The organism is Mucilaginibacter pocheonensis (assembly GCF_031456535.1).
In the GTDB taxonomy this organism is placed as follows: Bacteria; Bacteroidota; Bacteroidia; order Sphingobacteriales; family Sphingobacteriaceae; genus Mucilaginibacter; species Mucilaginibacter pocheonensis.
Genome location: NZ_JAVDUU010000001.1, coordinates 1,193,462 through 1,206,393, shown reverse-complemented (window position 1 = coordinate 1,206,393; position 12,932 = coordinate 1,193,462). Strand labels below are relative to the sequence as shown.

Genomic DNA, 12,932 nt, shown 5'->3' with positions numbered 1-12,932 from the left:
TTAGCTTAAATAATCTTTGATCACTTTTTCGATATAGTCATAATGGCTTTCATTAAGCCCCGGCCATACACCTAACCAAAATGATTGGTTCATAATAATATCTGTGTTCTTTAGGTCGCCAACAACCCGGTAATTGGTATTCGCATATGCTGGCTGTCGTAGTAAATTACCTGCAAACAATAAGCGAGTGCCAATTTTATTTTCTTCCAGATGCTGAACAAGCATTTGTCTGTCATTGGCATCACCGTCACGCAAGGTCAATAAAAATCCAAACCATGAGGGATTACTATTGGATGTAGGTTCTGGCAGAATAAAAATATCTTCAAACTGCTTCATCCTTGAATATAAGGCAGCGTAATTTTCACGACGGCGCTGTATAAAATGATCTGCTTTACCTAATTGCGAAAGCCCTATCGAGGCTTGCATATCTGTAATTTTCAGGTTAAACCCTATATGTGAGTAAATATACTTATGATCATATCCAAATGGTAAATCACCTAATTGTTGCGAAAACCGGCAACCACAAGTATTATCCTTACCAGGTTCACAATAACAATCCCTGCCCCAGTCTCTAAAACTTTCAGCAATTGGTTTTAATAACGGGTTGTTGATTAAAACAGCTCCGCCTTCACCCATAGTGATGTGGTGAGCAGGGTAAAAAGACAGCGTTGCCAAATCACCGAAAGTTCCGGTTTTTTGGCCACCATACTCGGCGCCTAACGCATCGCAGTTGTCCTCTATTAGCCAAAGGTTATATTTCTTTGCTACCCGGCTCACCTCCGCCAAATTAAAGGGGTTGCCCAGGGTATGGGCTATCATAATAGCCTTGGTTTTGGGAGTAACGGCTTCTTCTAACCTTTCTGTATCAATATTATAAGTTGGTATGTGCTCATCTAAAAAAACAGGTAAGCACCCGTATTGAATTAAGGGGTTAACAGTGGTTGGAAAACCTGCAGCTACAGTAATAATTTCGTCGCCCGGCTTTATTTGCCGCTCACCAAGTTTAGGCGACGTTAAGGCATAAAAAGCAACCAGATTGGCTGAAGAGCCAGAATTTACCGCTAATGCATGAAAACTTCCGAAATAAGCAGCCAAATCCTTTTCAAATTGCCTCGAAAAACGTCCGGCTGTTAGCCAGCCATCTAAAACGGAATCAACCCCGAGTAATAAATCATCTGCTGTTATCACTTTACCTGACACAGGTATATAATTTTCGCCGGCAACAATATTTTGAGTCGTATTTTTTTTTGCTATTTCAAAAAGCTGTTTTTCTAATATGGGATCAATATGTTTATAGCTCATCATTTTTCATTTTTTTTACAAAGTCGTCAACATTTGAGAGTTTGAAATCATTATATTCACTAACAAATTTTATATTAAGCAGCCCTCCATTTAAAGGCCTTTGAGCTGGTTGGCCCAAATAATTAGTAGGTACGGATTTTATCTTAACTGCATTATTATCAATAAAATAAGAATGTACTCTTTCGGCCAGATGATATCTGGTATAATAATCAGTAGAAGACAAATGATATACACCTGTTTTATTATCCGCAATCAACTTATATAACATTCTGGCAACATCGCCTGCATATACCGGTGTAGAAAACTGATCAAAAGGTAATTTTAATTCTTTCTCCTCTGTATTTTGTAACATCAAGATTAAACGTGATATAAAATTTTTCGACCTTATTTCCTCACCATAAACGTTAGTAATACGTGCTATTAAATAATTATTAGTTGTTTTGGTTATTTGCTCTGCCATAAGTTTATGCTTTCCATAAACATTTATCGGATCAGGTTCTTCGTCTTCGGTATAAGGCCCGTTTTTACCATTAAATATATAATCCGTTGAGATATACACCAGCTTAACATTGTTAGCGATACAATATTCAGCAAGTTTTTTTGCGGAGTTTACGGTAACCTTTTCGCTCTCAGCTTCATTATCTTCGCAATAGTCAACGTTGGTTAAAGCTCCGCAGTGAATTATAACATCGGGCATAAAAGCCGTTATATCAAAATTCCCCGTTGAATCTTTCAATGGATCAAAGTATACAGTTTTTTCGGTAGCAAAGTTTAAATGAGTACCTATAACGCTCCAATGCTCATTTTCAAATACTTTTACACAATGAGATCCAACTAATCCGGAGGCACCTACAACACAAATCTTCATCTTTTTTAAAATGGTGTATTTAATTCCTTTAATGGCAAAAATTCATTATCCCGCACTGATAATATAGGCTGTTTTACAGGCCATTCAAAATCAAATGAATTGTACAGTATACCACCTTCGGCTTCCTTGTTTTGGGATGTTGTACAATGATATTCAACTATTGATCTGTCTTCTAACGCCAAAAAACCATGAGCAAAGCCCTTTGCTATATATATTGCTTTTCTATTTTTGTCACTCAATTCAACTTGAAATGATTGGCCGTAAGTAGCTGAGTCACGTCGTAAATCAACCACAACATCTAAAATACTGCCGGTAACAACGTATACCAATTTAACATGGTCGTGAGGGGGTGCTTGAAAATGCATACCTCTTATTACATTTTTTTCAGATACTGAATAAAAGCTTTCTGTAAACTGATATTCGAGGCCATTTTCTTTAAAAGTGGTATCATGAATGGTTTTCACAAACTCCCCCCTGTTATCTTTAAATGAAAATAACTCAAGAACGAATATATCTGGCAGGGAAGTGTTATTTATTTTCATATCCTGTTGCCCAAGCTACGCCCCTGGATACAGCTTTATTAGTATAATCTGTTATTTGTTCTGTCCTTTTTGAAAACATATTGCCTCCATTCATATCATCCTTGTATCCCGCTACGGTAAATTCTACCGTTTCATCAAAACTTAGTACTGGCCGCCAGTTCAGCTGGTTTACAGCTTTTGAAATATCCAGCTTTAATAAAGCTGCTTCGTGTGGTTTTTCAGTAAGCTCAGGGGTTGTATAACCACCGTTACTATCAATCAGCAATATTTTTTCAATCAGTTCTTTAACCGAGTAATTAGACGTGTCTTCGGGACCAAAATTCCATCCGCCAGTAAACGATCGGCCTTTTATCCATAAGGCAGCTGCCAGGTTTAAATATCCGCTAAGCGGTTCTAAAACATGCTGCCAGGGCCTGGTAGCATGAGGATTCCGAATCATTAATTTCTGATTGGCCTTAACAGACCTGAAATAATCTGGTAAAATACGATCCTGAGCCCAATCTCCACCACCAATTACATTTCCCGCCCGGCCTGAGGCTACAAGACAAGTGTTCTCATCCTTAAAAAAGGAATTTAAATAGGATGATGTTATCAATTCGGAACAACCTTTTGATGCACTATAAGGGTCTTTCCCCCCCATCGAATCATTCTCCCGGTATCCCCAAACCCACTCTTTGTTATCATAGCATTTATCACTAGTTACGTTAATTGCAACTTTAATAGAAGGAGTATTCTTTACCGCCTCAAAAAAGTTAACCGTACCCATCAAATTGGTTTCAAAAGTGCCGACCGGATCCTGATATGATAATAAAACCAGCGGTTGGGCAGCTAAATGAAAAGCTATATCGGGTTGTACTGATTTAAAATAGGCTTGCATTTTTTTTGCATCCCTAACATCCCCTTCATAGTGATTAATTTTATTTGTAAGATCACAGGTTATAAAATTATCCAAATTTGAATTTGGGGCCAATGCATAACCATAAACTTCCGCACCTAATTGTTGCAGCCATATAGCCAGCCATGATCCTTTAAATCCGGTATGCCCGGTAATTAAAACTTTTTTTCCTTTATAACAGTTCCAAAATGAGTTCATACCTTACCAGTTTTTCCATTTAGCATTACCTTGAGCCCAGTCGTTTTCCAGTTCCAGTTTATCCCTTAAGGTGTCCATTGGCTTCCAAAAACCTTCATGGTTAAATGCTACCATTTGGCCATCAGCAGCTATTTTTTCCATGGGTTCCCTTTCCCATATAGTGCTATCATTATCGATGTAATCAAAAACTGCTGGTTCGCAAACAAAAAAACCACCGTTTATCCAGGAACCGTCACCTTTGGGTTTTTCCATGAATGATTTTACCTCATTATCCTCACTTAAATTTAATGCCCCAAACCTGCCTGATGGCTGAACAGATGTTACTGTACAATACTTTCCTTTCTCTTGATGATACTTTAATAATTGGGTAATATCCACACTGCCTACGCCATCGCCATAAGTAAGCATAAACGTTTCATTATTAACGTGCTGCTGTATTCTTTTTATACGCCCACCAGTCATGGAATCATTGCCGGTGTCAGCCAAGGTTATTTTCCATGGCTCAGCCTGTGAGTCATGCACTTTTATTGAATTATCAGATAAGTCAATAGTAACATCGGACTTATGTAAAAAATAATTTGCAAAATATTCTTTTACAACATAACCTTTATATCCTAAGCATATTACAAAATCATTGAAACCATGTGCAGAGTAAATTTTCATGATATGCCAAAGTATAGGCATTCCACCAATTTCAACCATCGGTTTTGGTTTTAGCACAGTTTCCTCTGAGAGACGGGTTCCTAAGCCACCAGCAAGTATTACAACCTTCATTTAATTAATTTTAATTATCTACAGCAACTTCAACATCATCATTTAATGGAAAACTACAACATAAAAGGCATTCATTGCTCTCTAATTCTTCGGGCAATTTCGATATACCAATCGTTTTAAGCTCTCCTTTAATAACACGGCCTTTGCAAACCAAACAGCTTCCTGTTTGGCATGCGTATGGTAATTCAATCATAGCATCCAATCCGGCCTCTAATATGCTCTTACCTTTAACCACTTCAACTGCAGCAATGTTATTATTGTGATTAATAGATACCATACGGGTTGTAATGCCTTCAAAATCCAAAGGATTTCTTATTATTTCAAAATCCTCTGAAAAAATCCTTTCTTTATCTATTCCCAGTTTTAGAAGGGCCGCTTTAACCGATTCTTTTAAACCTGTGGGTCCGCATATATAATGGACTGTATTACCAAGCTCACCCTCGCACTGCATGATTGATAAAACCATATCAGGATCAATACGACCTTGAATAATATTAGGGTTATCCATTCCTATTGTAGCTTGTGTATAGAAATGCAGGCCCGAAAAATTGTCATACCTGCTTTGCAATTCTTTAATTTTTTCATTAAAAATTACACTTTCAAAATTCCTATTTCCGTATACAAGCGTTACATGACTTGTATCGTATTTATGTAACGCATACTTTGCTATTGACATTAACGGCGTAATACCACTACCTGCACCCCACAAAACAATATGGGTGTTTTGTAAAACCAAATTGCTTTTTAAAGTAAAATCACCCAATGGTTCCAATACCTCAATAACATCATTAACTTTTACCTGATCAATAATATGATTTGATACAATGCCGCCGGGAATTCTTTTCACTGTAACTGCTAATGTTTGATCAACCTCCGGAGCTGATGAAAATGAGTATGGCCTGAGATATCTTCTGCCATTAATTCTAAATATCAATGTAAGATATTGACCAGCCAGGTATTTAATTTTCTTTAACCCGGGCTGTTTAAAAACTATAGTTACCGTATCATCGGTTTCATTATATTTTTCTATAATTTTAAGTGTAAAATTAGACATACAAATAATTAAAAAACATAAATAACCTCACTTTAAAAATCTCTTGCGGATACGATACCCCAACCCCTTCATTTTATTTTAATTATCCGAGGTATAATAATAATCACATCATTATAGATTTAAATACCTTTCTGCAAATAATGAATACCATACATAAAAAGCCCGCCAAAAAACCACCTGCAATAATTCCTTTAAGCTTTCCAACTCTTTCTTTGGTTAGTGGTAGCACCGGCTCATCAATAACTTGAATTAACGGCACTTCCTGCCTTAACGAAATTTTTGAAAGTTCCAGATTCTTAACAATCTCTGCATATATAGCAGTACTTGCCTGTACATCGACCTGCTTTTTTTGTGAAGGTACCTTCAGGGTAAGTAATAACGGATTAGCATTGGGCGTAGCATCAATAGAAGATGCAACTCCGGTAATTGAATAATTTAAAACCCGCTTAACACTATCAGCCTGGCGTTGTAAAATATTTACATTTTGATTGCTCTTTTTAGTTTTGGTTTGTGTGTAAAAATTATTTACGGTTTCAACGAGCTTTAATGTAAAATCTCGCGCAAACAATTCATCCTCACTTACAATCTCTACCCTAATTATACTTAGCTTTTTGTCAGGTTTGCTAACCATTAATACTTTTTTATTAAAAAGCTCAACTATATCTGAAACTATACTGTCTTGTGTACGGGTAAAATGACTCGGATCTTTATCAAATGATATATTATTTATATGATTTTTTTCTTTCCATTGAACTCTTAATTTATTAAAATCAATGTACCTGTCAATTAACATTTGCTTTTTTCCGTCAATCACAACCTCGCTCAACAAGGTTTTTTCCAGCATCAATCTTGATTTATATAATTCAATAATATTATCTCCCTGAAAAATACCGCTTCCCCCTGTACCACCAATATCTAAACCTACCATTGATGCCAAACCAGAATACTGTCCTAAACCACTGGCTTTGTTACCATCCTCTAACACAAAAGTACAAACCGCTTTATAAGTTGGCTTTTTAAAAATTGAAAACAGCAGCCCTGATGCCGAGCCAATTAGAACAAAAATCACAATAATCTTCCATTGGGTTTTGATATATTTAATACCGCCCCTAAGCTTTAATATAATTTCCTTTACGGATATTTCGCTAGACTCAACCTTTGTACCCATCGTAGTTTCTAATGCGCATATTGATATTTTGAAGTATTTTCTTAAATGAAGAGTGATATATATTTAGTAACAACCAAGTTATATCAATTATAAATTTAGCCGTAAATAATTATTTGTTCAAACTCAATATTCCCAAAATTATAGCTCCTAAGGAAGCCAATCCGGTAGTAAATCCTAAAATTGTTTGAGCAGTATTACCTTTGCTTTCGGATTTTTTAGGTACAAATATCTCACTTCCGGCTTTAACACTTGGATGATTATTAAAAAACAAAAATTTTCGTGTACCTTTTACAGTTCCGTTTGGATATACTACATAAGCGCCTCTTCTTAATGCATCCGGGCCATACCCGCCTGCATTGGAAACAAAATCATTAAATGACTTTGACTTTTCATAAACAACCGCGCTTGGATAAAGCACCTGGCCATTAACACGCACAATTTGCTGCTGCTTGGGAACTCTTAAAATATCACCATCTTCCAATAGCAGATCATTTTTTGAACCTGGGGATTTCAAAATTCTCGGAAGATCGATACCCACAAAATTATTGCGCATCACGGTATCTTCCGTGGTTTTAGTGGAGTCTTTATAACTTCTTTTTAAACGGGATAAACGATCCATTCTTTCACGTGCTATTTCCAGGGTGTCTGCCTTACGTTTATCTATACCCAGAATGGCTATGTTCTCTCTTTTTAATGATCCGCCATCAGCATCAGCCGAAGCTGTTAAACCACCCGCACGGGCAATAAGATCAGATATCTTTTCATTTTTTGTCTTTATAGTATAGGATCCCGGATACATTACCTCTCCTTCAACACGCACAGTTTTCTGCTTTTCGAAACCTGGTAAGGAATAGATAGATACTATGTCAAACGGATTTAATACAAAATTGGCTTCTGCTGGTTTTAGCTGCCCATCTATGTTAACGCTAAAAACCTGCGCAACAGAACTGTTTTGAGATGTTGGATCAGCATCACTTACCCTTCGCGCAACTTCAATGCGTTTTGTGCTAGCTCCCTCAGCAAATCCTCCGGCCTTTAAAATCAGGTCCTCAACCTTCATATTCTCCGAAAAAGCAAATTTCCCAGGCTTTCTAACGCTGCCGTTTATGGTCACTATATACTTATCACGCAGATCAAATATGGAAGAGATATTAACGATATCCTCGCGTTTCAATGGAATGTCTGATACTTTATTTAAAATATCTTTTACGCTAAATCCTATTACTTCTGTACTATTATCATTCTTTAGCCTTGTAATAGTTCCACGCTCCATAAAAGCATCCTCTTTTAAACCAGCTGCGTTTAAAATTAACTGGCTTAACGTTAAACCGTTTTGCAACTCATAATCGCCGGGCTTAAAAACAGCCCCTTTAATTACAACCCGGTTCTCAAAACGGTCAATGATTGACTCTATAGTATATTTATCGCCACGTAGCGGAATATAATTTTTGTAATCAGCTTCAACTACATCTGTTATTTTTCGCTGTTGGTCACTTATCTGTGATACCTTGATACGTGCAGTGTAAGCACTATCTGTAAAGCCGCCTGCATAGTTTAAAATATTGTCCAAACTTTCGCCGGGTATCACTTCAAACAGCGCTGGTATCTTTATCTGTCCAACTAATTGCACCCGGGTCCTGTAAGTTGGTACGCGTATAATATCCTGATCCTGTAATGAAATATTATCTTTTTGACTGCCTTTCACCAAAAAATCATAAACATCCAGATGTCTTATAATACGGTTATTCCTGATCACTTCTATTTGCCTTAAACTACCGTTATCAGTGGGGCCTCCCGATGCATAAAGAGCATTAAAAACCGTTGACAGCGAAGACAACGTGTAAGTACCGGGCTTTTGCACCTGCCCAACTATAATTACCTTAATGCTACGTATGTTACCAAGCGATACTTGTACGGAGGTACCATGCCCGATAGCATAATTATTAGCTGCAAGCCTGTTTTTTATCAAGGAGGTGGCCTGCTCAATAGTTTTACTGCCAACATTTACAATTCCAATGCCGGGAATATTAACGTTTCCCTCGGGCGAAACGTCCAGTTTCCAGTTTACCGAAGAATTGCCGTACACATTAATATTAAGCTGATCATCCGGGCCAATAATATAATTTACCGGCGTTGCCATTTTTAAATTTGGCTCAAAAGAGCTGTTTTTATTTTTAAACAGATCTGCTCCAAATATTTTAGGCCTCAAGCTTTCAAAAAAATCTTTTTTTATAAAAGTTGTATCAAGGCTGTCGGGCTTATAATTTAACTGACGACCGGTATTTTTGTTAAGGGAATCGGTTTCCAGGGTGCTATTTTTTCCCGTGGCTTTATTGCGAATACTTTGAATCCTGGCTTGCAGCTTTTGGATCTGAGCACTGCTCATTCCCCTTGATTGGGCTTGCCTGATCAAATCAGCTTCACTTAAACCTGCATTTTGGGCTTGTTCCAAAAACTGTGTTATTTGCTGATCAGAAAGATCATCAACATTAATAGAAGAAAGATTTTGAAGGTTGGCCTGGGCCGAAACATGATTGATTACTCCGCAACAAATAATGAAGAGTATTAAGAATATACGAAAGTTAATTTTATTCATAAGAAAAAGTTACCAGAGTATTTTTTAATAATACTCTAATAAAGTATTTTTATTTTTTCGCAAATGTAAATCAATTTATTATTAAAGAGCCTGTATAGGCCTTTAAATTTTATTTAACGGTGTATTCGTTACTCGGTATCAGATTCATAATGATCATTTCCAGCAACTTATTTTTTTATTATTTACATTTTTATTGATTATAACTTATTTGCAAAATTTCCCGCCAAATACACACAGTAATATCTTCCATTGATATTCTTATGGCTTACTATACGCATCATTGGTACCAGACATAACACCTGTGCAAAAAATAAAGTGGAATTTAAATAATCATTGACTTACCCATTTTCATGATCATTCAAAGTAGTAAGTGAGATTGATCCTTGCATGTAAATTAAAGCTGTTACCACGATTGTATTGGTAATTCAAGGAGTAAACTGGAGTGATCTCAGCCGAAACGAGATATTTTTTTAGTTTTATGTTGGTATAAAATGTACTATTAAGATCCACCCAATGCGACTCGAAGTTACCCGTTCCGCTAAACGCAGAATAATACAGGTCGTTATTATGAAGCTGCCGCTCAAGAGCCAGGCCATAAGAGTTAATCCCTCTCCAATAACTAATATCAAGCAGAAAGCTATTGCCGCCGGGGCCTATTCCCGCGCCTATGAACCGGCCTTTATTGGTATAACCATCACGCGGGCTTAAATTGTGGGTATACCATGTTGGTTCGTCCCGCAACAAAAAGGTAGATGGTCGTTGTAACTGGGTCATCTCGCCTTTAAGCTGTATATAGCTGTCTTTTGCTATCTCAAATAGTTTACGCCCGCCTAAAGTGAAAGCCGAAGCATGCTCTGGCTCCTGAAAAAAATTGGCTGTACTACCTGTGCGGTCATTTTTAGCATATTCAAAATAGAGTTCCGCGTTGTAAAGCGGCAATAGCTGGCGTATATTTACAGAATAGGCAAAATCCTGCCCGTCACCCTGGGTTTCGTTATTTATATCGTTTGCTTTTATAGATGAGCCTGCAATTACGGGGAAAAATTTTCGGATAAAATTTCGGTTATGATACAGCGAGTCCTTATCCAGATAATCATAACCGGTTACTCCAAGATATAATCCCTTGAGCCACTTAGGTTGCCAGTTGATGGTATAGGCAGATATATAACGCGTAACTTTAGGCTTAGGCTGATATAAACCTTTGCCATTTATTATTTTCCCTGTATCAAGCGGAAGGTAGCCCGACTGCTTTAAATTTCCCCCTATTATTTGCCATTCAAATGATCCAATCAGGGTTTTAATGGGCTTTGCCGAATTAAATGTCCAGTGTAAAAATCCTGGAGCCGAGTTGCTCATCATGATGGAGTTTTTTATTCCTGGCCCCCACCAGATGTTTTCCGTTGACACGCCCAATTCCATGTTTTTGAAATTGACCGTTACTTTTGACTGCCCCGGGTATAAATGCTGCAGAGATTTATTACCAAACCTTTCGGGAGCATCTATACCGTTTACATACCAATAATAAGCTGCTAAAAGTGATGAAGAGGTACTTTTGGCCTGCACATCAGCAAACGTGTTAAACCTTTTGTTCTGCGCATATACAAACTCAGGTTTTATCTGAACCCTTAATATGCCGGCTTTTAGTAAAAGTCCACCGCTCAGCATGGTCTGATAACCTGCATTGGGATATAACGATGAATTATTATAACCATAAGGCCGGTTTACATTGTATTCATTAAGCCAGTTAAAGGGCAACACCTGGACGCCTGATGGCTCTCCCATTAGTTTAAACTTTGCATACACTTTACTTGCCACAAGTTTTTTAAGGGATGAATCGCGCGTTTTTACCTGACCGTTCACCGGGCGGATACTAAACGATGACAGATCATGGCTTTTACCGAGTAACTGATCTCTGCGGACAATATCTTCGGCATAGCTTCCAACAGGTATTGTTTGTGAAAATGCCTTACTACCAACCATAGTTAGCAGGCAGATTGATAGCATCATTGTTTTCATTACCCTCGCAGATAATGACACAGAATAGCTGGGGGCCATAAACGGATCAATTATGTTTATAAATAAAGTTTCAGCACAATCAAAAAAACTCCATTTAAACGTGTAATGTTAAGGGTTCGGCTTTAAAAATTAATACTTATCAATAAATCACCGTTTAATACAACGAATTTACATTTAAATAACTCAATAAATAAAATAAATGAAATAATATTATGGATTTTAAGAAAACTTAATAAAAGCACCAATTAACAACAACATCAGCTTTTTTTATTAATTAATCATACAATTTCTATGCGCTGTTCCTGCCTCCGTTTTTTAACTTTACGTTTTGTTTGTGCTGATATTGAGCTATATATGAGTTCCATTGGCAATTTCGGTTTCACTTTGATTATAAATCAGCTGTTTCTTTTTATATCGGTTAAAATGGACCAGGGCAGCCAATCAAAGAACCGGAGAGGTAAAATTGCTGCCAAAGTTTTACAATAAAATTATATTTATTTTTTTGGGTATTATCTTACTACAGGCAACCAAAGGTGGTTTTCATGACGTATTGGGTTATGTAAGGAAATTATCATTTACCCATTAGTTCAAAACACCATGAAATTAATTAAAAATCTACCCCTCGTAATTGCCGGTATCGCTGTTATGTTTGCCAGCTGGTCTTGTTCAAAAAACAACAACACAAACAACCCGGAACAACCTGGTAATAGTGTTAAACTGGTGTCAGACTCAAAGTTCGGCACCGTGATGACCGATTCAAAAGGAAAAACACTTTACTTTTTTGCAATAGATGCCAACGGCAGCTCAGGTTGTAATGATGGTTGCTCTGTGGCCTGGCCTACCTTTTACCAGGCAAACCTGACTTTAGACAATGGGCTCGATCCTAAAGATTTCGCTACCATCACCCGTACGGATGGCTCAAAGCAAACTACTTATAAAGGCTGGCCGCTGTATTATTACAAAGATGATATCAAAGCGGGCGATATCAATGGCGACGGTGTTGGCAGCATTTGGTTTGTAGCTAAACCTGATTATACGGTAATGGTTGCCAATAGCCAGCTTATAGGGATTGACAATGTTGAATATGACAGCCTGTTTAAACCGGGAAAAGCAGTTACCCAATACATTGTTGACGACCGTGGTCAAACTTTATATTCTTTTAGCCATGACAAGTTTAAAACCAACACTTTTACTACTCCCGATTTTAGCAATAATAAAGTTTGGCCAATTGATACTGTAAAAACCATTCAGAATATACCTTCAATACTGGACAAAACCCAATTTGAATTAATCACCGTATCTGGAAAATCACAACTGGTATACAAAGGCTGGCCTTTATATTACTTTGGTCAGGATAATGGTTTGCGGGGTAGTAACAAAGGTATAGCTTTCCCAAAACCCGGTATATGGCCATACGCCAATAAAACTACCGCGGTAGCACCTAATTAATTGCAGTTCAAATTAAAAAAGCGGACAGGGAATGATCCCTGTCCGCTTTTTTAATAATCATATTATTTAC

General features: G+C 37.2%; 10 protein-coding genes. 1 reads left to right on the top strand and 9 read right to left on the bottom strand.

Features of this window, described 5'->3' with window-relative positions; translation table 11 throughout:
* The 9 genes from rfbH to J2W55_RS04900 all read right to left on the bottom strand — a co-directional run bounded on the left by rfbH (position 1) and on the right by J2W55_RS04900 (position 11,404).
* Positions 1-1,305, bottom strand: a complete 1,305-nt coding sequence (rfbH, locus tag J2W55_RS04940; RefSeq protein WP_310092611.1) for a lipopolysaccharide biosynthesis protein RfbH — start codon at positions 1,303-1,305, stop codon at positions 1-3.
* Positions 1,292-2,170 (bottom strand): SDR family oxidoreductase, encoded by an 879-nt coding sequence (locus J2W55_RS04935; RefSeq protein WP_310092609.1) that lies wholly within the window; start codon positions 2,168-2,170, stop codon positions 1,292-1,294. The genes rfbH and J2W55_RS04935 overlap by 14 nt, the downstream gene beginning before the upstream one ends.
* A gap of 5 nt (positions 2,171-2,175) precedes the next feature.
* Positions 2,176-2,712: a dTDP-4-dehydrorhamnose 3,5-epimerase gene (gene rfbC, locus J2W55_RS04930; protein WP_310092607.1), complete on the bottom strand. Its 537-nt coding sequence runs from the start codon at positions 2,710-2,712 to the stop codon at positions 2,176-2,178.
* Positions 2,699-3,805: a CDP-glucose 4,6-dehydratase gene (gene rfbG / locus J2W55_RS04925; protein WP_310092605.1), complete on the bottom strand. Its 1,107-nt coding sequence runs from the start codon at positions 3,803-3,805 to the stop codon at positions 2,699-2,701. Before rfbG ends, rfbC begins: the two co-directional genes overlap by 14 nt.
* Before the next feature lie 3 nt (positions 3,806-3,808).
* Positions 3,809-4,579, bottom strand: a complete 771-nt coding sequence (rfbF, locus tag J2W55_RS04920; protein WP_310092603.1) for a glucose-1-phosphate cytidylyltransferase — start codon at positions 4,577-4,579, stop codon at positions 3,809-3,811.
* A gap of 10 nt (positions 4,580-4,589) precedes the next feature.
* Positions 4,590-5,633, bottom strand: a complete 1,044-nt coding sequence (locus tag J2W55_RS04915) for an FAD-binding oxidoreductase (protein WP_310092600.1) — start codon at positions 5,631-5,633, stop codon at positions 4,590-4,592.
* Positions 5,634-5,736: 103 nt separating this feature from the next.
* Complete coding sequence (locus J2W55_RS04910) at positions 5,737-6,618, bottom strand: lipopolysaccharide biosynthesis protein (protein ID WP_310092598.1); 882 nt, start codon at positions 6,616-6,618, stop codon at positions 5,737-5,739.
* A 292-nt stretch (positions 6,619-6,910) separates the two neighbouring features.
* On the bottom strand, positions 6,911-9,397 hold the full coding sequence (locus tag J2W55_RS04905) for an SLBB domain-containing protein (protein WP_310092596.1): 2,487 nt from the start codon (positions 9,395-9,397) through the stop codon (positions 6,911-6,913).
* Between the two features lie 354 nt (positions 9,398-9,751).
* Positions 9,752-11,404: a capsule assembly Wzi family protein gene (locus J2W55_RS04900; protein WP_310092594.1), complete on the bottom strand. Its 1,653-nt coding sequence runs from the start codon at positions 11,402-11,404 to the stop codon at positions 9,752-9,754.
* Between the two features lie 606 nt (positions 11,405-12,010).
* Here J2W55_RS04900 and J2W55_RS04895 point away from each other — a divergent pair.
* Positions 12,011-12,862: a hypothetical protein gene (locus tag J2W55_RS04895; RefSeq protein ID WP_310092592.1), complete on the top strand. Its 852-nt coding sequence runs from the start codon at positions 12,011-12,013 to the stop codon at positions 12,860-12,862.
* Positions 12,863-12,932: the final 70 nt, after the last annotated feature.

Excerpts from the sequence above, each read along its gene's own strand:
- rfbH (WP_310092611.1), bottom strand. The coding sequence starts at position 1,305 with ATGATGAGCTATAAACATATTGATCCCATATTAGAAAAACAGCTTTTT.
- rfbF (WP_310092603.1), bottom strand. The coding sequence starts at position 4,579 with ATGAAGGTTGTAATACTTGCTGGTGGCTTAGGAACCCGTCTCTCAGAG.
- J2W55_RS04905 (WP_310092596.1), bottom strand. The coding sequence starts at position 9,397 with ATGAATAAAATTAACTTTCGTATATTCTTAATACTCTTCATTATTTGT.
- J2W55_RS04900 (WP_310092594.1), bottom strand. The coding sequence starts at position 11,404 with ATGATGCTATCAATCTGCCTGCTAACTATGGTTGGTAGTAAGGCATTT.
- rfbG (WP_310092605.1), bottom strand. The coding sequence starts at position 3,805 with ATGAACTCATTTTGGAACTGTTATAAAGGAAAAAAAGTTTTAATTACC.
- J2W55_RS04895 (WP_310092592.1), top strand. The coding sequence starts at position 12,011 with ATGAAATTAATTAAAAATCTACCCCTCGTAATTGCCGGTATCGCTGTT.
- rfbC (WP_310092607.1), bottom strand. The coding sequence starts at position 2,712 with ATGAAAATAAATAACACTTCCCTGCCAGATATATTCGTTCTTGAGTTA.
- J2W55_RS04915 (WP_310092600.1), bottom strand. The coding sequence starts at position 5,633 with ATGTCTAATTTTACACTTAAAATTATAGAAAAATATAATGAAACCGAT.
- J2W55_RS04935 (WP_310092609.1), bottom strand. The coding sequence starts at position 2,170 with ATGAAGATTTGTGTTGTAGGTGCCTCCGGATTAGTTGGATCTCATTGT.